General features: G+C 69.1%; 21 protein-coding genes. 11 read left to right on the top strand and 10 right to left on the bottom strand.

Annotation, left to right across the window (positions count from 1 at the left end):
• Positions 1-207 precede the first annotated feature (207 nt).
• From Sp245p_RS05245 to Sp245p_RS05210, 8 genes are all read left to right on the top strand, one after another.
• The gene (locus tag Sp245p_RS05245) at positions 208-1,491 is read left to right on the top strand and encodes a 3-deoxy-D-manno-octulosonic acid transferase (RefSeq protein WP_109138396.1); all 1,284 of its coding nucleotides are present in this window, start codon (positions 208-210) and stop codon (positions 1,489-1,491) included.
• Positions 1,488-2,498 (top strand): tetraacyldisaccharide 4'-kinase, encoded by a 1,011-nt coding sequence (gene lpxK / locus Sp245p_RS05240; RefSeq protein WP_014241147.1) that lies wholly within the window; start codon positions 1,488-1,490, stop codon positions 2,496-2,498. Before Sp245p_RS05245 ends, lpxK begins: the two co-directional genes overlap by 4 nt.
• A complete protein-coding gene (locus Sp245p_RS05235; RefSeq protein ID WP_109138395.1) occupies positions 2,491-3,399 on the top strand; it encodes a lipid A biosynthesis lauroyl acyltransferase in 909 nt (302 codons plus the stop codon). Before lpxK ends, Sp245p_RS05235 begins: the two co-directional genes overlap by 8 nt.
• Before the next feature lie 11 nt (positions 3,400-3,410).
• The gene (locus Sp245p_RS05230) at positions 3,411-4,082 is read left to right on the top strand and encodes a LysE family translocator (protein ID WP_014241149.1); all 672 of its coding nucleotides are present in this window, start codon (positions 3,411-3,413) and stop codon (positions 4,080-4,082) included.
• Between the two features lie 129 nt (positions 4,083-4,211).
• The gene (locus tag Sp245p_RS05225; protein WP_014241150.1) at positions 4,212-4,604 is read left to right on the top strand and encodes an NADH:ubiquinone oxidoreductase subunit NDUFA12; all 393 of its coding nucleotides are present in this window, start codon (positions 4,212-4,214) and stop codon (positions 4,602-4,604) included.
• A 30-nt stretch (positions 4,605-4,634) separates the two neighbouring features.
• Positions 4,635-5,120 carry an outer membrane lipid asymmetry maintenance protein MlaD gene (gene mlaD / locus Sp245p_RS05220; protein WP_014241151.1) on the top strand — a complete coding sequence of 162 codons (486 nt, stop codon included), beginning with the start codon at positions 4,635-4,637 and terminating at the stop codon, positions 5,118-5,120.
• Positions 5,121-5,274: 154 nt separating this feature from the next.
• A complete protein-coding gene (locus Sp245p_RS05215) occupies positions 5,275-5,544 on the top strand; it encodes a hypothetical protein (RefSeq protein WP_014241152.1) in 270 nt (89 codons plus the stop codon).
• Between the two features lie 105 nt (positions 5,545-5,649).
• On the top strand, positions 5,650-6,108 hold the full coding sequence (locus Sp245p_RS05210) for a DUF2155 domain-containing protein (RefSeq protein WP_014241153.1): 459 nt from the start codon (positions 5,650-5,652) through the stop codon (positions 6,106-6,108).
• 21 nt (positions 6,109-6,129) lie between these two features.
• Here Sp245p_RS05210 and aat read toward each other — a convergent pair whose 3' ends face one another.
• The gene (aat, locus tag Sp245p_RS05205; protein WP_014241154.1) at positions 6,130-6,771 is read right to left on the bottom strand and encodes a leucyl/phenylalanyl-tRNA--protein transferase; all 642 of its coding nucleotides are present in this window, start codon (positions 6,769-6,771) and stop codon (positions 6,130-6,132) included.
• Between the two features lie 125 nt (positions 6,772-6,896).
• Here aat and Sp245p_RS05200 point away from each other — a divergent pair, with 125 nt between their 5' ends.
• Positions 6,897-7,550 carry a ribonuclease T2 family protein gene (locus Sp245p_RS05200; protein ID WP_014241155.1) on the top strand — a complete coding sequence of 218 codons (654 nt, stop codon included), beginning with the start codon at positions 6,897-6,899 and terminating at the stop codon, positions 7,548-7,550.
• Between the two features lie 220 nt (positions 7,551-7,770).
• Here the strand turns inward: Sp245p_RS05200 and accC are convergent, their stop codons facing one another.
• From accC to Sp245p_RS05170, 5 genes are all read right to left on the bottom strand, one after another.
• A complete protein-coding gene (gene accC / locus Sp245p_RS05190) occupies positions 7,771-9,114 on the bottom strand; it encodes an acetyl-CoA carboxylase biotin carboxylase subunit (RefSeq protein WP_014241156.1) in 1,344 nt (447 codons plus the stop codon).
• Positions 9,115-9,134: 20 nt separating this feature from the next.
• Positions 9,135-9,584, bottom strand: a complete 450-nt coding sequence (accB, locus tag Sp245p_RS05185) for an acetyl-CoA carboxylase biotin carboxyl carrier protein (protein WP_014241157.1) — start codon at positions 9,582-9,584, stop codon at positions 9,135-9,137.
• A gap of 23 nt (positions 9,585-9,607) precedes the next feature.
• Complete coding sequence (gene aroQ, locus Sp245p_RS05180; protein ID WP_014241158.1) at positions 9,608-10,057, bottom strand: type II 3-dehydroquinate dehydratase; 450 nt, start codon at positions 10,055-10,057, stop codon at positions 9,608-9,610.
• Positions 10,058-10,183: 126 nt separating this feature from the next.
• A complete protein-coding gene (locus Sp245p_RS05175; RefSeq protein WP_246119771.1) occupies positions 10,184-10,936 on the bottom strand; it encodes a substrate-binding periplasmic protein in 753 nt (250 codons plus the stop codon).
• Between the two features lie 63 nt (positions 10,937-10,999).
• Complete coding sequence (locus Sp245p_RS05170; protein ID WP_014241160.1) at positions 11,000-12,463, bottom strand: dynamin family protein; 1,464 nt, start codon at positions 12,461-12,463, stop codon at positions 11,000-11,002.
• A 186-nt stretch (positions 12,464-12,649) separates the two neighbouring features.
• Here Sp245p_RS05170 and Sp245p_RS05165 point away from each other — a divergent pair, with 186 nt between their 5' ends.
• On the top strand, positions 12,650-13,201 hold the full coding sequence (locus tag Sp245p_RS05165; protein WP_014241161.1) for a hypothetical protein: 552 nt from the start codon (positions 12,650-12,652) through the stop codon (positions 13,199-13,201).
• A gap of 191 nt (positions 13,202-13,392) precedes the next feature.
• Here the strand turns inward: Sp245p_RS05165 and Sp245p_RS05160 are convergent, their stop codons facing one another.
• Positions 13,393-13,755, bottom strand: coding sequence for a hypothetical protein (locus Sp245p_RS05160; protein WP_014241162.1), 363 nt, complete (start codon positions 13,753-13,755; stop codon positions 13,393-13,395).
• An 89-nt stretch (positions 13,756-13,844) separates the two neighbouring features.
• The gene (locus Sp245p_RS05155; RefSeq protein ID WP_014241163.1) at positions 13,845-16,283 is read right to left on the bottom strand and encodes a methyl-accepting chemotaxis protein; all 2,439 of its coding nucleotides are present in this window, start codon (positions 16,281-16,283) and stop codon (positions 13,845-13,847) included.
• A gap of 491 nt (positions 16,284-16,774) precedes the next feature.
• Between Sp245p_RS05155 and Sp245p_RS36495 the strand changes: the two genes are divergently transcribed.
• The gene (locus Sp245p_RS36495; protein ID WP_082188172.1) at positions 16,775-17,494 is read left to right on the top strand and encodes a helix-turn-helix domain-containing protein; all 720 of its coding nucleotides are present in this window, start codon (positions 16,775-16,777) and stop codon (positions 17,492-17,494) included.
• A 70-nt stretch (positions 17,495-17,564) separates the two neighbouring features.
• Here the strand turns inward: Sp245p_RS36495 and Sp245p_RS05145 are convergent, their stop codons facing one another.
• On the bottom strand, positions 17,565-18,740 hold the full coding sequence (locus Sp245p_RS05145) for a baeRF3 domain-containing protein (RefSeq protein WP_014241166.1): 1,176 nt from the start codon (positions 18,738-18,740) through the stop codon (positions 17,565-17,567).
• Positions 18,741-18,912: 172 nt separating this feature from the next.
• Positions 18,913-19,509: a peptidoglycan L,D-endopeptidase MepK gene (gene mepK, locus Sp245p_RS05140; RefSeq protein WP_052584290.1), complete on the bottom strand. Its 597-nt coding sequence runs from the start codon at positions 19,507-19,509 to the stop codon at positions 18,913-18,915.
• Positions 19,510-19,598: the final 89 nt, after the last annotated feature.

Here is a 19,598-nt window from a genome sequence, read left to right as displayed (position 1 = left end):
GATAGCATCGGATTGCTTCAAAATTATCATAACGGGTCGCAAAATCGTCATACCCTGGTATGCGAACAATCCCCATCCGGCCATCAGCCTTCCGGCGGGCGCTAGCGCAAAGCCTTACCTCTGCCACAGCCCACCGTGCTAAAGTGGTGGAGACCGTGGCCGGGAAATCTGGCCGCGCTGGTTTTGTCGGATGGCGTTTCGACCCGCATGCTTCAGTCACTCTACCGCGGCCTGACGACCCTTGCCGGGCCGGCGGTTCGTCTGTATCTCGACCGGCGTCTGGCCGCCGGCAAGGAGGACTCCGCCCGCCGGGGGGAGCGGTTCGGCACGGCCGCGCGCCCACGCCCTCCCGGGCGGCTTGCCTGGATTCACGCGGCCAGCGTGGGCGAAGCCAACTCGGTCCTTGTCCTCATCGACCGCCTGCTCGACGAGACGCCGGACCTGACGGTTTTGATGACCACCGGCACGGTCACCTCGGCGGAGCTGATGGCCCGCCGCCTGCCGGAGCGCGCCTTTCACCAGTATGTGCCGGTGGATCTGCCCGCCGCGGTGGACCGTTTCCTCGACCATTGGCGCCCCGATCTGGTGCTGTGGACGGAATCGGAGATCTGGCCCAACCTGCTCGGCGCCGTGCGGGCGCGCGGCATTCCGGCGGCGCTGGTCAACGCCCGCATGTCGGAGCGCTCCTTCAACCGCTGGCGCTGCGCGTCGGGCCTGATCACGCCGCTGCTCTCCACCTTCCAGGTCACGCTGGCCCAGTCGGAGGAGGACGCCGACCGCCTGCGCCGGCTGGGCGCGCGGGGCGTCGTCAGCGTCGGCAACCTGAAATTCTCCGCCGAGCCGCCGCCCGCCGATCCCGCGGCTCTGGCGGCGCTGCGCGCGGCCTGCGCCGGGCGCCCCGTCTGGCTGCTCGCCAGCACCCACCCCGGCGAGGACGAGGTGGCCGCCGCGGTGCATGAGGCGCTGGCCCCGCGCCTGCCCGGCCTGCTGACCCTGGTGATCCCGCGCCACGCCCATCGCGGCGCCGACATCGCGGCGCTGCTGCGCGGGCGCGGTCTGACCGTCTCGCGCCGCGGCGAAGGCGCCCTGCCCGCCGCCGCGGACGCCGTGCACATCGCCGACACGATGGGGGAGATGGGGCTGTTCTACCGGCTGGCCCCGGTGGTCTGCATGGGCGGTTCCTTCGTCCCCCACGGCGGCCAGAACCCGGTGGAACCGGCCCTGCTCGGCTGCGCCGTCCTCTACGGCCCGCACATGTGGAACTTCACGGAGATCACCCGCCAGCTCGAAGCCGCCGGCGGCGCCCTTCCGGTGGCCGGGACGGAGTCCCTCCCCGATGCGGTCGGGCGCCTGCTGACCGACGAGGCCGCCCGCGCCCGCGTCGTCGCGACGGCGACCGCGGTGACCGGGGGCAACCGGCGGATCGTCGACCGCGCGCTCGCGGCGCTCGCTCCCGTCCTCGGCGCCGGACGCGTCCGGCCCGCGGCATGAGGACTCCCGGCTTCTGGTACGGGTCCGGCGGAGCCGCCGGGGCGGCTCTCGGCTGGGCGCTCGCCCCGCTGGGCGCGCTCTACGGGCTGGCCGGGCGGCTGCGCATGGCAGCGGGTCAGCCGGAGCGGGCCGCGGCCCCGGTCCTCTGCGTCGGCAATCTGGTGGCGGGCGGCGCCGGCAAGACGCCGGTCTGCATCGCCGTGGCCGAAGCGCTGAGCGCCCGCGGCATCGCCCCCGCCTTCCTCACCCGCGGTCATGGCGGGCGGGAGCGCGGCCCGCTGGCCGTCGATCTCGGCATCCACGATTCGGCCGCGGTGGGCGACGAGGCGCTGCTGCTCGCCGCCCATGGCCCCTGCTGGGTGGCGCGCGACCGCGCAGCCGGGGCCCGGGCGGCCATCGCCGCGGGCGCCTCCGTCCTGGTGATGGACGACGGCTTCCAGAATCCCGGCCTCGCCAAGGATTTCTCGCTGATCGTGGTGGACGGGGCGGTGGGCTTCGGCAACGGCCATCTCATCCCCGCCGGCCCCCTGCGCGAGCCGGTGGCCCATGGGCTGGCCCGCGCCGGCGCGGTGGTCGTGCTGGGCGAGGACCGTGCCGGGGTGGAGCACCGGGTGGCCGGCGCCCTGCCCGTCCTGCACGCCCGGCTGGAACCGGTCGACGAGGCCCGTGCCCTGGCCGGACGGACGGTCCTGGCCTTCGCCGGCATCGGGCGGCCGGCAAAGTTCTTCGCGACGCTGGAAGCGCTGGGCGCCCGCGTGGTGGAGCGTGTCGCCTTCGCCGACCACCATCCCTACCGCCCCGAGGAGGTGATGGCCCTGATCGACCGCGCCAACGCGCTGGGCGCCGTGCCAGTCACCACCGTGAAGGACGCCGTCCGCCTGCCGGAGCCCCTGCGCGCCCTGGTCCGGGCGGTGCCGGTGCGCGCCGTCTGGCGGGACCCCGCCGCCCTCGACCGCCTGCTCGCCCCTCTTCTGACCGGGCTTCCGACTGGAGTTCCCAATGGCTAAGCCGCGCGGCCCCCTGGTGTCCTGGCTGACCCGCCGGGTCGGCTACCCGCTGGAGGCCGTCCTCGTCCATGGCTTCTGCGGCCTGTTCCGCGCCCTTCCGGTGGACCGCGCCTCGGCGCTCGGCGGCTGGATCGGGCGGACGGTCGGCCCGCGCCTGCGCGGCACCCGCACCGCCCGCCGCAACCTGGAACGCGCCTTCCCCGAGAAGTCCCGCGCGGAGATCGACGCGATCGTCCTCGGCATGTGGGACAATCTGGGCCGCGTCATCGCCGAGTACCCGCACCTCGACGCCATCGGCGCGTACGGCCCCGGCGGGCGGACCGAGGTGATCGGGGCGGAGCACATCGACGCCCTGCGCGACGACGGCAAGGCCGGCATCCTCGTCTCCGGCCATTTCGCCAACTGGGAAGTGAAGCCCGTCTGCTCCCGCAAGATGGGATTGGAACTGGCGGTGGTCTACCGCGCGCCCAACAACCCCTATGTGAGCCGGCTGCTGACCGAACTGCGGGGAGCCGCCGGCGGCACGCACATTCCCAAGGGACCTGAGGGCGCGCGCACGCTGATCCGGGTGCTGACCAAGGGCGGGCATGTCGGCATGCTGATCGACCAGAAGATGAACGACGGCATGCCTGTCCCCTTCTTCGGGCGCGACGCCATGACCGCCCCGGCGGCGGCGCAGCTCGCCCTGCGGCTGGGCATCCCGCTGGTGCCGGCGCGGACCGAGCGCCTGGACGGCGCGCGCTTCCGCATCACCGTCCTGCCGCCGGTCGAGTCTCCTAACACCGGTGACCGCAACGCTGATGTGCGGATTTTGATGGAGCGCTTGAACGGGCTGTTGGAGCAATGGATTCGCGAACGCCCCGCCGAATGGCTCTGGCTGCACCGGCGCTGGCCCGACTGACGGAGACTTCCATGCCCCTGCCGCTCGACCCGCATCTGCTTCAGCTCTACCTCGTCGCGGCGCTGGTCCTGACGCTGGCGCCGGGACCGGATTCGCTGCTTGTCCTGTCGCGCAGCGTGATGGACGGACGCAACGCCGGTGTCGTCGCCACCGCCGGCATCACGCTGGGCAACCTGATCCACGCGCTGCTCGCCGCCGCCGGCATCTCGGCGCTGGTCGCCGCCTCGCCGGCCCTGTTCGACGTGCTGCGCTACGCCGGCGGCGCCTATCTGGGCTGGATCGGCGGGCGGGCGCTGTGGAGCGCCCTGCGGACCGGCTGCGGCCGGCGCGGCGGCGAAGAGGAGACAACCGCCAAGCCCGAGTCGGCCCCGGCGCACCGCGTCTTCCTCCAGGCGTTGCTGACCAACCTGCTGAATCCGAAGGTCATCCTGTTCTATCTCGCCTTCGTGCCGCAATTCGTCGCACCGGCGCTCGGCCACGTCGCGCTGCAGATCTTCTTGCTCGGCGCGATCCTCGGCGTCATCGGCGGCCTCTACCTGCTGGGGGTCGCGGCGCTCAGCGCCGGTGCGGCGCGCCGCGCCCTGTCGAGCGCGCGGGTGCGGGCGGTTCTGGACGGCGTCGCGGGGGTGCTGTTCCTGGGTTTCGCGTTGCGCCTTCTGTTGACCGACCGGCGCATCGCCTGACGGCAAATCCGTCAGGCGGGAAAAGACGTTGCAGAGTCTGTGGACGAGCGTGGCCGGGGGTGTCATAGTGCCGCCCGCGTTTAACCGGCCAGCCCGTCCGGCCGAATGGCTTACCGACCGCGAGCGACGATGAGCGAGAAGATCTCCCTGATCACCTGGATGGCGAACATCCACATCCGGTTTGTCACCTGGCGCCGGGGCAACAAGGTCGGCACCGACCGCTTCGGCAACACCTATTACCGCGCCCCGAGCGCGATCGCCGGCGTCAAGGAACGCCGCTGGGTGATCTATGCCGGCGAGCCGGATGCCTCCAAGGTGCCGCCGGAATGGCATTCCTGGCTGCACCACACCACCAAGGAGCCGCTGCCGGAAGGCAACAGCGCCTTCCACAAGCCGTGGCAGAAGGAACATCTCCCGAACCTGTCCGGCTCGCTCCAGGCCTACCGGCCGCCCGGGCACCAGTATGCGGGCGGGCAGCGCGTGCGCGCCACCGGCGATTACGAACCCTGGACTCCGGGCTGAGACGCCCGCGCGGTCCTTTAGGAATCTCTCATGCGCCGCAATGTGATTGAAACCGTGCTCGGCGGGGTCGTCCTCGCCGTGGCCGGCTTTTTTCTGGCTTTCGCCTACACCAGCGCCGATTTGCGCAAGGTGAACGGCTACGCCCTCACCGCCAATTTCACCAGCATCTCCGGCCTGCAGAGCGGTGCGGACGTGCGGATCAGCGGCGTGAAGGTGGGGTCGGTCACCGAACTGACGCTCGACCCGAAGAGCTATCAGGCGGTCGTGCACATGTCGATCCACCCGGACATCAAGCTGCCCAAGGACACCGCGGCGGTCATCGCCTCGGAAAGCCTGCTGGGCGGCAAGTTCCTGTCGCTGGAGCCAGGCGGCGAAGAAGACATGCTCAAGCCGGACGGCCGCGTCGAATACACGCAGAGCACCCCCGGCATCGAGCAGCTCCTGGGCCAGGTCATCTTCTCGCTGCAGAACATGAGCAAGCCCGGCCAGGAGGGCGGCGAGCCGCCCAAGCTGTAAACGCTGCACAATGAGACGACGAACGAAGGGGCCTCATGGCCCCTTTTTTCGTTTGCTCACCCACTTTTTCCCAACCCCCTTCGGAACAGCCGCGGCCACGCTGCCGTTTCCTTCCGCAGACCCAACACGGCACCCTCATCAAAGGAGATCAGCGATGAAAGCCCGTTTCCTGGTTCTCGGCCTCGCCCTGCTCGCCGCCGCCTGCGGCGTCAACACCGAGGAGAAGGCCGCCAGCGGCGCTCTGGGCGGGGCTGCGGCGGGCGCCGTGATCGGTGGGCCGGTCGGCGCGGTGGTCGGTGGCGCCGCGGGCGCCGCGGGCGGCACCGCCACCCAGAAGGTCGAGGAGAAGGAGGGCACCGCCGGTCCGTCCACCACCAACGCTCCCTATGGCGGCACCCGTCCCAGCGGCAGCATCACCCAGTAAAGCGGGCCCAACAAAGCTGGCACGGAGTAGACGGGGAGACGCTTCCGGGCTAGAAGGCTGTCGGGTTTCGGCCCACGCCGTTCGACATCACGGAAGCGATCCCCAGTGACGACGATCCAAGTGACGACGACTCCGAAAAGCCTCATCAGCCCGATCGGTGGCAAACGCGTTCGCGGCGCGGCCCTGGCGGCCGCGCTGCTCTGCCTTCCGGTTCTGGGCCTGACCGGCCCGGCCGCCGCCGCCCCGGTGCCGGAGGAGATGGTCAGCCGCCCCGCCGCCAAGCTGCAGGGGCTCGACAAGATCACCGCCCGCACTTCCACCTTCACCATCGCTGTCGGCGAGACCAAGGCGCTCGGCAGCCTGCGCATCACCCTGCGCGCCTGCAAGGAAAACCCGCCGATCGAGCCGCCCGAGACCGCGGCCTTCCTCGAAGTGATCGAGAGCAAGCCCGGCGAACAGGCCGAACCGGTGTTCAGCGGCTGGATGTTCGCCTCCAGCCCCGCCCTGTCGGCGATGGAGCACCCGATCTACGACGTCTGGGTCCTGTCCTGCGAGGGCGACTGAGCCCGGCCCAGCGCCCCGCCCTCAGCCCTCCGGGCCGAACAGCGCCGTGATGGCCGCCTCCTGGTCGACGCCGCCGAAGTCGGTCGGCACCGCCAGGGCGGCGGCCAGCCGGCGGCGGTACTCGGCGCGCGGGATCTCCATGGCGCCGAACTGGCTCAGATGCTCCGTCACGAATTGCGCGTCCAGCAGCGTGTAACCCGCCGCCCGCAGCCGGGCGACCAGATGCACCAGCGCCACCTTGCTGGCGTCGGTGACGCGGCTGAACATGCTTTCCCCGAAGAAGGCGCCGCCCAAAGCGACGCCGTAGAGGCCGCCGACGAGTTGGCCGCCGCTCCAGCATTCCACGCTGTGGGCGCAGCCGCGCTCGTGCAGTTCGGTGTAGAGTCGCAGAATGTCGCCGTTGATCCAGGTCTTGGGGCGGTCCGGCGTCGGTTCGGCGCAGGCCTCGATCACCGCACGGAAGGCCGTGTCGAAGCGCAGCGCGAACGGGCCGCGCCGCACGGTCTTGCGCAGCTTGCGCGGGACGTGGAAGCCCTCCAACGGCAGGACGCCGCGCCGCTCCGGATCGAACCAGTACAGCTCCTCGGAGTCGGCGTTCTCCGCCATCGGGAAAATGCCGGCGGCGTAGGCGCGCAGAAGCAGCGATGCGGACAGTTCGATCATCGCGGACACTATAGCCGTTCGTCCCCTCACCCCCGCAACCTTATCTCAGCGCACCACTTCCGCGCGACAGGTGGCTCCCACCATGGTATGCAACGGAAAGAGGTGTCCACCGGAGGATCTCCAACATGAAGACGGTTCTGTCAGCCATCATCGTATCGGTGGTTGCGTTTCTCTCGATGACCGGCGCGTCATGGGCGCAGCGCAAGGCGGAGCCCGGCACCTTCGATTACTATGTGCTCAGCCTGTCCTGGTCGCCCACCCACTGCGCCAAGAATCAGGGCGACGCCGATCCCGACCAGTGCGGGGTGGAGCGCAAGTTCGGCTTCATCGTCCACGGCCTGTGGCCGCAGTACAGCAACGGCGGCTACCCGGCCACCTGCACCCGCGACCGCACGGTCCCCCGCGCCGTGGTGGACGCCACCATGCCGGTGATGCCCAGCGTCGGGCTGATCGTGCACCAATGGACGAAGCACGGCACCTGCAGCGGCTTGCCCGTCACCGACTATTTCGCGCAGGTCCGCAAGGCCTTCGCCAAGGTGAAGATCCCCGAGGCGCTCCAGTCCCCAAAGTCCGACCTGTCGATCCCGGCGACCCAGGTGGAACGCCTGTTCGTCCAGGCCAACCCGGGGCTGGAGCCGGAGTCGGTGGCGCTGGTCTGCTCCAAGCGCGACGTGGCCGAGGTGCGGCTGTGCCTGAACAAGGACCTGTCCTTCATGCCCTGCGGCGCCAAGGTGGTCGACCGCTGCCGCCGCGACGCGCTGCTGACCGCGACGCCGTGACGGGGGATGAACGCTTCCGATGTCCCCTCTCCCCTCCGGGGAGAGGGATAGGGTGAGGGGGTTGTGCGTTGCCATGGGTTCCGGCAAAAGCGCACCCCCCTCACCGGCCCTTCGGGCCACCCTCTCCCCGGGGGGAGAGGGTTTAGAATCTGCCTCAAACAAAAAGAGCCCTTCCTCCCGATGGGGAGGAAGGGCTCTTTTCAGCGAACCGTTCGACGGCTTACTTCTTCATGCCCATCAGCTGTTCGAGCCAGTGGATGTCGTAGTTGCCGTCGATGAAGGCCTGCTGCGCGATGATGCGCTGGTGCAGGGGCAGCGTGGTGTCGACGCCGCCGATCACATACTCCTCGATCGTCCGGCGCAGCCGCATCAGGCACTCGTTGCGGGTGGTGCCGTGGACGACCAGCTTGGCGATCAGGCTGTCGTAATGCGGCGGGATGCGGTAGCCGTCGTAGAGCGCCGAGTCGACGCGCACGCCCAGGCCGCCCGGGGCGTGGTAGCCATCGATCTTCCCCGGCGACGGGATGAAGGTCTCCGGATGCTCCGCGTTCACGCGGCACTCGATCGAATGGCCCTGGAAACGGATGTCCGCCTGGCCGTAGCCGAGCGGAGCGCCGGTCGCCACGCGGATCTGCTCGCGCACCAGATCGATGCCGGTGATCATCTCGGTGATCGTGTGCTCGACCTGCAGGCGGGTGTTCATCTCGATGAAGTAGAACTGCCCGTCCTCGAACAGGAACTCCATCGTGCCGACGCCGCGGTAGCCGATGGCCGCCGCCGTCTTGGCCGCCAGATCGCCGATGAAGGCGCGCTGCTCGGCGTTCAGGGCCGGCGACGGGGCCTCCTCGATGACCTTCTGGTGACGGCGCTGCACGGAGCAGTCGCGCTCGCCGAAATGCACGCAGTTGCCGTGCTCGTCGCCGAGAAGCTGGATCTCGATGTGCCGGGGCTTGCCGAGATACTTCTCGATGTAGACCTCGTCGTTGCCGAAGGCGGCGCGCGCCTCGCCACGGGCGAGCTGGTAGGCTTCCTTGAGCTGGTCGGGGTTGCGGGCGACCTTCATGCCCTTGCCGCCGCCGCCCGCCGCCGCCTTGATGAGGATCGGATAGCCGGTCTCGCGGCCGATCTTCTCCGCCTCCTCCAGCGTCGGCACCGGGCCGTCGGAACCGGGGACCACGGGCAGCCCCTGCTCCATCACCGTCTTCTTCGCGGTGACCTTGTCGCCCATGATGCGGATGTGCTCCGCGGTCGGGCCGATGAAGGTGAAGCCGTGCTCCTCCACCATCTCCGCGAACTGGGCGTTCTCCGACAGGAAGCCGATGCCGGGATGGATCGCGTCCGCCCCGGTGATCGACGCCGCCGACAGGATCGCCGGAATGTTCAGGTAGCTTTCGCGGGCCGACGCGGGGCCGATGCACACGCTCTCGTCCGCGAGGCGGACGTGCATGGCGTCGGCGTCGGCGGTGGAATGCACCGCCACGGTCTGGATTCCCATCTCACGGCAGGCGCGGTGGATGCGCAGAGCAATCTCACCGCGGTTCGCGATCAGGACCTTCTCGAACATCGCCAAGGGATGATCCCCGCTCACTCGATGATCATAAGGACTTCGCCGAACTCCACCGGCTGGCTGTCGGAGACCAGGACCTCGACAACCGTGCCGCCCCGCGGGGCCTTGATGGGGTTCATGACCTTCATCGCCTCGATGATGAGGACGGTCTGGCCGGCCTTCACCGTGTCGCCGACGCGCACGAAGGGCGTGCCGCCCGGCTCGGCCGCGGCGTAGGCCGTGCCGACCATCGGCGAGGTGACGGCGCCGGGATGGCTGGCGGGCTTGCCCGCCGGGGCGGCGGCCGCAGCGGCGACCGGAGCGGGAGCGGCGACCGGAGCGTGCACGGCCACCGCCTGGGCGGCCGTCGGGCGGGTGACGCGGATCCGCTTCTCGCCCTCGGCAAACTCGATCTCGCTCAAGCCCGTCTCACGCAGGAGATCCGCCAGCTTGCGGACCAGATCGCCGTCGATGTCGAAGCTTGCCATGGTGTTCGTTTTTCCCGTGTTCCTTAGTCGCGCTCGAGGATATTCGCCATGGCGTCCAGCGCCAGCAGATACCCGTGAGGGCCGAAGCCGCAGATCATCCCCTTGGCCACCGCTGAAATGTGCGAGTGGTGGCGGATGGCCTCACGCTTGTAGATGTTGGAGAGATGCACCTCGACGATCGGCAGCTCGGACAGGATCAGCGCGTCCATGATGGCGACGGAGGTGTGGCTGTAAGCGCCGGCGTTGATGACGATGCCATCATGCTCCGTCCGCGCCTGCTGAATCCAGGAAACGAGTTCGCCCTCGTGGTTCGACTGCCGGAAATCGATGGCCAGCCCGAGCTGTTCGGCGCGTTCCTGGCACGCTCCTTCCAGATCGTCGAGCGTCATGGAGCCATAAATGTGCGGTTCGCGCACGCCCAGCATGTTCAGGTTCGGTCCGTTCAGGACCAGAACGGAAGCGTCGATGGCCACGGGCCACGCCCCTTTTTCCAAGATCGAGTCCGCGCGTTTATAGCACTTTGCGTCGCGCTGGCAATGCCGCATGGCGCAAACATTACGCCCATTCGGCGTGTTCTGCCCCCTTCGACGCCAAATGCCTCACGGCGCGGCGGACAGATGGCGGCGCAGGATCTCCTCGAAGGATCCGCCATCCTTCAATTTCCTCAATCCGACGTTGAAGGCGGCCAGGATCGCCGCCGCCTCCGGCAACGAACGGGACAGAATCAGGTGCTGCCCGGCGCGGGCGTAGGGCAAGGGGGCGAGGCGGATCTCGTCCCCGGCCATCGCCTTCGCCACCGCGCTCCGCCCGGTGAATTCATCGATGACGAAGGCGTCCACCCGGCCCGAGGCGACCATCCGCACGCAGGCTGGCAGGTCCGCCGGACTTTCCCGCGACAGCGCGCCCGCCGCGGCCAGTTCCGCCAGTTCCGCCGGCAACGCGTAACCGACCGGCGCGCAGACCGTGCGGCCCCGGAAATCCTCCGGGGTGCGGAACACCATGCCGCTGTGAGTGGACAGATAGACGAGTTGTCGCACCTCCAGCAGCGGGTCGGAGAACAGCATCTCCATCTCGCGGTCCGGCGTGCGCACATAGGGGAAGGTGCCCAGGAACTTGCCCGCCAGGACGCCGTCGTAGCCGCGGCGCCAAGGCATGAAGCGCACCTCGTAACGCAGCCCGACCTCGCCGAAGGCGCGGCGCACGATCTCGGTCAGCAGACCGCCCTCTGGCAGATCCTCCCCGGTGAAGGGAGCGAAGTCGTTGCCGGTGACCAGGTCCAAGGCCGAGTCGAAGGGGGCCGAGTCGAGCGGGGTCGCCTGGACGGGACCGAGCGCCGCCAGCAGCAGGAGCATGGCCAGAAGACACCGCCGCCCCGCCATCGCCTCTCCCCTACCCCCTCTCCTGCGGACGCCCGCTCACTCCGCCGGGGCGCGGTTGCGCCGCCCGGCGGGGTCGGTGAACAGGTCGTTGATGCGCTGGACATGCTCCGCCACCGCTTCGCGGATGGAGAAGATGCGCTTTTCCGCACCGCCGCTCCAGCCCGCCGGCCTCTTGCGGAAGATCGAGCGGAAGAAGCGGGTGTTGCGCAGGAAGCCCTGCTGGAGGTTCAGGTCGACGTCACCGTAGCGCTCCGGCAGGCTACGGGCGACCCGCCGGGCCATGAAGGAGCGCAGCCAGAAATGGCCCGCGCCGAACAGGCCGCCCAGCACCACCAGCGCCGCCAGCACCCCGACCGGCAGGCCGCCGGCCCAGGCCGGCTGCGACTGGGTCAGCCAAGTCAGGAACGCCGACACCGTGTCGCCGCCGGCAAGACTGGCGATCCCGCCGAACAGCAGGGCGAGCAGGGCCAGCCACACCGCGTCGCCGATCAGCACCAGCTTGCGCCAGCGCTTCATCGCCGCGGCGAGCTGCGGGACGATCTCGCCCTTCAGCTCCTTCACGAGGCTGTCGATCATGCCGACGATGCGGTAGGCGCGGGCGACCTCCACCTCGTTGATGCGCACCTGGAGTTCGGCGAGGTCGGAGTCGCGTCGCGCCTCGTAACGGGCGCGCACCGCGTCGTCGGCGATGGCGACCGCCGACTTGCTGTCGTAGAGCGCGTAGAAGCGGCCCGACACCAGACCGGCCTGGGCGATGGCGCGCTGCCACGCGCCGAACACCGCCTCCAGATTGTCTTCCTTCGCCGTGGTGTCGATCTGGTTCAGGATGTAGCAGACCTTGCGGGCGTCGGCGCGGTCCACCGTCTTCGCCACCAGATGCTTCAGCGTGTCCTGCATCGCCCCCGGTTCCGGGTGGCGCCCGTCGAAGAAGACCAGCACGAGGTCGGACAGCTCGACGATGTGATCGACCAGCCGCAGCACCGAACGGCGCTGGTCGTCGGCGTCGAAGCCCGGCGAGTCGATGAAGATCTTGCCGCGTGCCCGGTCGCCGGACAGCGTCTTGAGCTGCAGGTAGTTGTCGATGCGCTTGCCCTCGCCCGCCGCGACCTTCTCGATCTCGTCGGCGATCCGGTAGAAGGGAAAGCGCGGATCGGCGTTCAGCGCGGTGCCCGGCAGGGCTTCCCGCCGGGTGTCCGGCCCGTGGCAGATCACCGTGAACTTGTCGTCCACCGCCTGGTTGCCGGTGTTCTGCAGCGGCGCGCCGAGATAGCCGTTGAGAAAGGTGGACTTGCCCGCGGAGAAGGTCCCCAGCACCGCGATCATCGGCCACCATGGAATGCGCGTGGTCAGCGACTCGTGCGGACCCAGCAGACCCAGCCGGACCAGGACCCGGTCGAAATTGCGGAAGGTCGGAATGACCGGGAGGAGGTTCGGGTTTTCCGCGCGGAGATGCGCGTCCAGGGCGGCGAGGCGCTGCTGGAGGGCTTGCCTGGGGGTCATGGCCGGCCGGGTCCCGTTCTGCTGTGAAATGGGGTGACGTCTGGTGTCGTGGGCATTCTCTAGCACGAGGCGCCGTTGCGATGGACAGCGAAATCGCCGTGACCGGAAACGCCGTGACGGCGCCGCCGCCTGTGACCTTCTTCGGTGGTATGGATCGGAAAGGGGGCCTGGAACGTTGCTTTCGGCATGACTGCCGAAAACGACCCGGACACCGATTCCCTGCGCCTGACCGCGGAGGAACTCGCCTTCCTTCTCAGCGATCCGCAGAGCCGCGCGGACCGGGAGGAACGCAACGCCCGTGCCAACCGGAACCGCACCGAACGGCGGCGCAGCGATCCCGCCTATGCGGAGCGGCTGCGCAACGAGGACCGTTTGCGCCAGCGGCGGCACCGCGCCAAGGCGGCCATCGGCCAGCCCGAGCGTGAACCGGACCCGCCCGTTCCCCTGCCCGCCCTGTCGGCGGCGGACGCCCTGCGCCGTCTGGAAGACCATCTGGACGCCGCCGCCACACCGCAGGCGGCCCAACTGCGTCGCCGTCCGGAAGCCTTGCGGCGCTACGCCGCGGCGTTCGAACTGTACCGCATCCTGTCGGACCGTGGGGAGCGCCCGACGCGCGGCGCTCTCGCCGCCGCCTTTGCCACCAGGCTTGGCCTCACCCTCACCCCGTCGCAGATCCAGAAGCTGCGCGATCAGGTGGAAGGATTCGCCCGTCCGGGCGGCCCCTGGCACGCTGGCTGACCGGCGGGGCGGAAAGGCCGATACAGTGCGTCACGCAGACGGACCGATGCGGCCTCTGTTCGGCTCGCAAACGGTCGTTAACTCGTTATTAACCATGAATTAAGGAGCCGTTAAGCCTTTTCGAAGGCCCCGCCGGGCATCGGAAACCACGTCGCTGCGCTGCGTGACCTGCTGTATCGGGCTTAGCCGCCCTACAGGTCGGTCGGCGCGTTCGGCACCGGCGGTTCGGACTTTGGCGGCGCGGGTTCGGCCGGTGTCGGATTGGGTGGCGCCGGACGGGAGCGGTCGAGCCGTCGGATGACGATGTCGCCCTCCGGCGTGACTTCGGGGGGTGCGAACATCGGCACCTGCCGCACCCACCCTTCCAGGGCCTTCATCAGCAGTTCCACCCCCTGGCGGGCCTGTTCGCCCGGCGTGGAGGGCGCACCGGAAGGAGGCGGTGCGGCGCCGGGTGGGGGTGGCGTTTCGGCGGCCCCCACCGGCCCCGCCCACAGGGCGCCGGCAAGGACCAGGGGCACCATGATTTTCACGGAGTCGAGGCGGCGCGCGGTCATGGGTTCGTCACTCCCGGTTGGTGTGATGGCTTTCCCTGACAAACGTCCGCGCCGCCTTTTCCATCGCACGCTTTTTTCAGCCCCCCCGGTCAGAACTCCTTCCAATCGTCCTCGTCGGCGGAAGCGCGCTGCAGAGTCGCCGCGGCCGCCTTGCCCGCCGTCGCCGGACGGGTCGGAGCCGCCGCCTTGCGGGCCACCGGCTTGGCGGGGGCCGGCTTGGTCGGGGCGATGCTGCGCCGCAGAGCCGGAGCCCCGCCACCTTGATGACCGGCGGGAGCCGCCAGGAAGGCCGCGGCGTCCAGCTTGAAGAAGCTGACCAGCGACCGCAGATCCGTCGCCTGATTGGCGAGCGACTGCGCGGCGGCGGTGGTTTCCTCGACGAGCGCGGCGTTCTTCTGGGTCATCTCGTCCATCTGCGAGACGGTGGCGTTGATCTCGTCGAGCGCCGCCGCCTGCTCCGAGGAGGCGGAGGCCATTTCGGCGATCAGCCCGGCGACCTGCTGGACGCCCGACACGATGCCCTCCAGCGCGTCGCCGGCCTTCTTGACCAGTTCCACCCCGTCCTTCACCTGGCTGTCGCTGTCGAGGATCAGCCCCTTGATCTCCTTGGACGCCTGGGCGGAGCGCTGGGCGAGGTTGCGCACCTCCTGCGCCACCACCGCGAAGCCGCGCCCGGCGTCGCCGGCCCGCGCCGCCTCCACCGCCGCGTTCAGCGCCAGCAGGTTGGTCTGGAAGGCGATCTCGTCGATCACCCCGATGATGTCGGTGATCTTGCGGCTCGACGCCTCGATGCGCTTCATCGCGTCGATGGCCGAATCCGCCACCGTGCCGCCGGACTCCGCGGCGGTGCGGGCGTCGGCGGCCATGCCGTTGGCGCGCTGGGCATTGTCGGCGTTGGAACGCACGGTCGCCCCCAACTCCTCCATGCTCGCCGCCGTCTCCTCCAGCGAGGAAGCCTGTTGCTCCGTCCGCTCCGCAAGGTCGCTCGACCCCAGCGAGACTTCGGAGGCGGCGCCGGAGATTGCGTCGGTGGCGCGCAGGATCTGGCCGACGATCTCCGACAGCTTGGCGGAGGTGGTGTTGACGTCGGTCTTCAGCGTCTGGAAGGCCCCCTGGTAGTCGCGCTCCACCCGCTTGTTGAGGTCGCCCTGGGCGAGCGCGCTGAGCACCGCGCCGAGGTCGGCGATGACCGCCTCCACCGTGTCGGTCAGGCGGTTGATGCCCTCCGACATGGTCCGATAGAAGCCGTCCTTGCCGGTCAGATCGAGTCGGCGCGACAGGTCGCCCTTCGACACGCCGTCGATCAGCGCGGCGATCTCCTCGCCGATCGCCGTCTCGCGGGCGCGCTGCGCCTCGTCGGCGCGGCGCTCGGCCTCCAGACGCTCGCGCTCGGCCTCGTCCATCGCCTTCTTCTGGATGGCGTTGTCCTTGAACACCTGCACCGCCTGGGCCATCCGCCCGATCTCGTCGCGGTTGGCCAGCGCCGGGATGGTCACCGTCAGGTCGCCGTCGGCGAGGTTGGTCATCGTCTCGGTCATCGACACGACCGGCTTCACGATGGACCGCGCCACCGCCCAGGCCAGCAGCAGGCCGAACAGGAAGGCGCCGGCCGCGATCGTCATGTTGGCCGACAGGGTGCGGTCCATGCTGCCGGTGGTTTCGGCCAGCACAGCGTCGCGGTCCTTGCCCTCGATCGCGACGGTGCGGTCGGAGAGGTCGGCGAATTCGACGCCGCGCGCGCCCATCACGTCGACCAGCCGGGTGTTTTCCAGCATGACGGCGGCGGTTTCGCGGAACAGCGAGACGTAGCGGTCGGCCAGCTGGTCGGCGGCCAGCGCCGTGGCCCGGCGCGCCGGGTTGTTCAACCGCTCCGTCGCCCGGCGGATGGCCTCGCCGAAGGCGTCGTCGCGGGCCGACACTTCCGTGATGATCGACTCGTTCGGGCTGGTGAAGAAGCGCGACGCGGCCAGCCGCGCCAGCAGAAGCTGCTCCTGCGCGAGGGCGGCGTTGGCCGCCGCCTCGTGCTCGCCGTCGGCGATCAGGGTGGAGACGAGCTGCGACACGGTCTCGCGCGCCTTCTCGCCCGCCGGGACGAGCTGCTCGGCGTAGAGGCGGTCGCGGCGCAGGCGAAGCTCCGCCAGCGTGTTGAAGTCGGTCACGTAGTTGGCGAAGACTTGGTTCATCCGCTCCAGCAGGGCGCGGCGCTCACCGGTCGTGCCGTCCAGGGCACCCCGCAGGTCCTTCACGAGGGTCGCCTGGACGGCGCGCACCTGGTCCGCCACCTTCGGGTCGCCGAACGTGTTGAAGGTCAAGGCGAGGCGGCGCATCTGGGCGACCTGCGCATCGATGGAGCTGACCTGGATCGAGTGGTTGCTCACCGCCGCATAGGACTCGAAGCCGTCCCGCGCCACCCCGAGGCCTCTCACGCCGATCGCGACGACCACCGCCAGCAGCAGCAGAACCACGAGGAAACCGAAGTAAATGCGGGTTCCAACCTTGAAGCGCCCCGCCAGACTGCTTGTCTGCATCGACCTGATCCTTTGATTGCGATCCGGCGGCGCAGGGGAGCGTCGCCGCCAACCATCGCCGCCCACCGGCACCCCCGCCCCGATGCTGCCGGACCGGCGCTGCCTGTGGCGCGAACTCTATCCCATGCGACCTATCCGAATTTGATTATCAAAGTGTTTCCACACCAAGCCGCGGGCGCCAAATCACCACAATTCGACATATTCAGCACGCGCGCCGCACCGTTTCTCTCCGTTTGTTTCCCAACCATCCCGCCGGACCGGCGGCGCAACCGGCACGCGCGATGCTGGCACCACACCGCAATCAGTGTTTTCAGCATCCCGCCGCGGCAAGGGCGCCAGAGAGTCAGTATGCCATTGTACCTGTCCAAGTCATGGCATCGGCGCAGTAATCTCAGAGATTCCCCTTGCCTGCTGAAAAGTTCTGTGTGAACAATCCAAGCGACATTCTCAAATCCTACATATTTATTCGCAAGCATTGGAGTTCCGGGTCCATGAGCGAACCTGCGGTACGCAAAAGAGGGCGACGCGGATCGCCCGAATCCTGGTCGGTCGACGCTCATGTCGGGCAGCGCGTGCGCATGCGCCGCACCTTGCTGGGAATGAGTCAGGAGAAGCTGGGCGAAGCCATCGGCCTGACGTTTCAGCAGGTCCAGAAATATGAGCGGGGCTCCAACCGCATTTCCGCCGGAACGCTTTATCGCCTGGGGCAGGTACTCGACGTTCCCGTCAGTTTTTTCTTCGATTGTTACGACGACCCGCAGGCCCCGGTCGGAAAAACGACTGCAGCGGACAGCGCCCGGATCAGCGACAGTTCGATCAGCCGCCGCGAGGCGCGCATGCTTCGCTTGTGGCGGGCGGCACCGGAGGGCGTGGGCGACGAGCTTCTCTCGCTGTTGAGTTCCCTGTCCCCCCATCTGCATGACGCACGGGAGGACGAGCATGACGGGCCAATGGAAGCCGCGTCCTCAGCCGCCATACCGGCAAAGGCTTTCCCGCGCGAGGCGATCATGCTGACGGCCCCGGTGGCGCCGAAGGCCGTCCCGGCGGCACCGATCGGCAAGGCGGTCCTGAAGGCCGCCGTCAAGCCCCGCGCCAAGGCCGAGACGACGACCGGCGGCAAGCGGCGGCGTCACGGCGCCGTCTGGGACCCGGCGGACATCTACCGCGCCGGAAAGGCGCCCACCGGCAAACCCAGCAAGGCGTCCACCTGACGGCGGAACGACAGCGGGGCGGCGCCATCGGACACCACCCCGCCTGCCGGAAAACTCCAGGGCACCGGACTCAGAAACGCAGGATCGCCGCGGTCGAGGCACCGGACGGCAGTTCCGCCTTGGTCACCACATGCACCTCACCGCCGCGCAGCAGCGTTTCGGTGGCCGCCTCCTCGACGAGGTCGATGGCGCCGTCCGTCTCGTGATGCAACGGGAAGGCCCGGTGATAGTCCTCCCGGAAATGGCCCCAGACCTTGTCGTTCTCGGCCACCAGAAGAACCCCGACCCGCCCTTCGCGCGCCGCCACCATCACGTCCTCGGCCCGCGTCGTCGTGCGCTCCGCCGTGTTGCGGTCGCCATGGAGGGCATTGAACCGTTCCACCGCCGTTCGCCGCGTCGATTCGAACATCGGCCGGACCACCGCATAGGCGCGTCGATGCAGATCGTCGATCTCCAGGGCATCAGGGTTCGTCACGACCCCCTCTTCCAGCATCCCCTGAAGATGCGCATCCCTGCGCAGATGCCCCTGGATCTCCTCGTCGGCCACCAGCACCAGCGGACCACGGAACGGTTTCAGGTGATCGCGCGCGCGGCCGGCGACCCGCCCGAGATACTCGATGAGATGGGCCTTGCGCAGTTCCTCGGGGTCTTCGCCGAAGTTGTGCGTCTTGACCATCGACACGCCGCCGCGGTCCGTGCGGTCGGCATGGCGGGCCGGCGGGGCCGAGTGCAGGTTGTTCTCGTAATTGGTTTCGGCGTGGATTTCCGCGACACCCTGCGGCAGGTCGGCATCCTCCTCCGCGATGCCGTGGCGCGTGGCGCAGAACAGGCGGGCCCGCCCGGCGGTGACGGCCAGGATCATGAAGGCCCCGTCGTCCGCCAGCAGCGGCAGCAGCGGCCGCAGCGTGAAGCGGGAGTTGACGACCACCTCCTCGGGCAGTTCGACGGGCACGCGGTGGATGGCCGATACGCCCTTGGCCAGGAAGATGGCCAGACCACGGTCCATATGGCGCCAGAACTCGTTCTGCTCCAGCAGGTCGGACGCCGGTTTCAGGAAGGCCTCGGCGTCGGGCCGGCGCAGGCCGTGCTTCTCGCACAGCTGGTCCTGCGCCTTGGAGAGCAGGTTGCGCAGCCGGATCACGTCTTGGCGGATGTCGCGCCCGGCGATGTGGGTGGGCAGGAAGATGGACACCGCCGGGGCGGCATCGACGGTCAGGAGTCGTTCCAGATCGTGTTTGCAGAACATCGCCTTCGTCGCCCTCCGTGTTGCTCGTTCGGGGAATTCCGATTGGAGCAACCGGCGCGTCGGGCCATGGTTCCGGGGTGCCTACCGACTGGGCAGGCGCCGGGAGCAGGGCGTACGGCAAGTCCGCCTATGACGCCTGTGACGACGCGTCATCCCACCATGGGCCTGCAGGTCACCAGGTGCGGACCGGCCCGGTGTCGATGTGCACGAAGCCGCTGCGCGGGTAATAGCCGACGCCGCCGGCCTCCATGCCGCGGGCCGCGGTGGCGATGGCCTTCAACTCGACATCCGGCAGCATCACGTCGATGGCCATGCCGCGGGTGTGGTAGCTTTCCTTCGCCACCCCGCGCGAGCGGCGGCGGGCCATGGCGTTGGTGCGGCGCGAGCGGTAGCCGCAGATGACCCGGAAGGGCTCGTCGCTGTCCAGCGTCTGGCGCAGGCGGGCCAGCACGTCGAACAGGCGCGGGTCGTAGCGGCCGACCTGCTTGGCCCGATGATCGCGCAGCAGCACGTCCAGCCTCTTCAGCGCGTCCGGTCGGTAGGCGCCATCGGCCCAATAGACGCCGCTGAACTGTTCGTTGGTGTTGATGTTGTGCAGGGCCAGACGGCGGACGCCGCCGGCCAGGGGGGCCGCAAGGGCCGGCACGGCGGGCACCAGGACCGGAACGGCCAAGGCGGTCAGGGTCGCGGCGGCGAAGGTCAGAAACCCACGGCGGCCAGTCTCGCGCCCATTCATCGGCGCGGCACGGTCGTCACTCCCCAAAAGCATCACTCCCTATGCATTTTGGTGGTCGGGCCGCACCGTTCCAGCGCCGGACGGCCCCCTAGGGATTGTTCGGATAGGACCAAAATATTGTG

The organism is Azospirillum baldaniorum (genome assembly GCF_003119195.2).
Taxonomy (GTDB): Bacteria; Pseudomonadota; Alphaproteobacteria; order Azospirillales; family Azospirillaceae; genus Azospirillum; species Azospirillum baldaniorum.
The sequence above is the reverse complement of the archived record's forward strand: the minus strand, read 5'-3'. Positions and strand labels throughout refer to the sequence as shown.

What these genes read in the sequence shown, in the direction of transcription:
- mepK (WP_052584290.1), bottom strand. Translation starts at nt 19,509, where the DNA reads ATGCTTTTGGGGAGTGACGACCGTGCCGCGCCGATGAATGGGCGCGAG.
- Sp245p_RS05235 (WP_109138395.1), top strand. Translation starts at nt 2,491, where the DNA reads ATGGCTAAGCCGCGCGGCCCCCTGGTGTCCTGGCTGACCCGCCGGGTC.
- accC (WP_014241156.1), bottom strand. Translation starts at nt 9,114, where the DNA reads ATGTTCGAGAAGGTCCTGATCGCGAACCGCGGTGAGATTGCTCTGCGC.
- mlaD (WP_014241151.1), top strand. Translation starts at nt 4,635, where the DNA reads ATGCGCCGCAATGTGATTGAAACCGTGCTCGGCGGGGTCGTCCTCGCC.
- Sp245p_RS05245 (WP_109138396.1), top strand. Translation starts at nt 208, where the DNA reads ATGCTTCAGTCACTCTACCGCGGCCTGACGACCCTTGCCGGGCCGGCG.
- accB (WP_014241157.1), bottom strand. Translation starts at nt 9,584, where the DNA reads ATGGCAAGCTTCGACATCGACGGCGATCTGGTCCGCAAGCTGGCGGAT.
- lpxK (WP_014241147.1), top strand. Translation starts at nt 1,488, where the DNA reads ATGAGGACTCCCGGCTTCTGGTACGGGTCCGGCGGAGCCGCCGGGGCG.
- Sp245p_RS05170 (WP_014241160.1), bottom strand. Translation starts at nt 12,463, where the DNA reads ATGACCCCCAGGCAAGCCCTCCAGCAGCGCCTCGCCGCCCTGGACGCG.
- Sp245p_RS05215 (WP_014241152.1), top strand. Translation starts at nt 5,275, where the DNA reads ATGAAAGCCCGTTTCCTGGTTCTCGGCCTCGCCCTGCTCGCCGCCGCC.
- aat (WP_014241154.1), bottom strand. Translation starts at nt 6,771, where the DNA reads ATGATCGAACTGTCCGCATCGCTGCTTCTGCGCGCCTACGCCGCCGGC.
- Sp245p_RS05175 (WP_246119771.1), bottom strand. Translation starts at nt 10,936, where the DNA reads ATGCTCCTGCTGCTGGCGGCGCTCGGTCCCGTCCAGGCGACCCCGCTC.
- Sp245p_RS05165 (WP_014241161.1), top strand. Translation starts at nt 12,650, where the DNA reads ATGACTGCCGAAAACGACCCGGACACCGATTCCCTGCGCCTGACCGCG.
- Sp245p_RS05160 (WP_014241162.1), bottom strand. Translation starts at nt 13,755, where the DNA reads ATGACCGCGCGCCGCCTCGACTCCGTGAAAATCATGGTGCCCCTGGTC.
- Sp245p_RS36495 (WP_082188172.1), top strand. Translation starts at nt 16,775, where the DNA reads ATGAGCGAACCTGCGGTACGCAAAAGAGGGCGACGCGGATCGCCCGAA.
- Sp245p_RS05145 (WP_014241166.1), bottom strand. Translation starts at nt 18,740, where the DNA reads ATGTTCTGCAAACACGATCTGGAACGACTCCTGACCGTCGATGCCGCC.
- Sp245p_RS05225 (WP_014241150.1), top strand. Translation starts at nt 4,212, where the DNA reads ATGAGCGAGAAGATCTCCCTGATCACCTGGATGGCGAACATCCACATC.
- Sp245p_RS05230 (WP_014241149.1), top strand. Translation starts at nt 3,411, where the DNA reads ATGCCCCTGCCGCTCGACCCGCATCTGCTTCAGCTCTACCTCGTCGCG.
- Sp245p_RS05200 (WP_014241155.1), top strand. Translation starts at nt 6,897, where the DNA reads ATGAAGACGGTTCTGTCAGCCATCATCGTATCGGTGGTTGCGTTTCTC.
- Sp245p_RS05155 (WP_014241163.1), bottom strand. Translation starts at nt 16,283, where the DNA reads ATGCAGACAAGCAGTCTGGCGGGGCGCTTCAAGGTTGGAACCCGCATT.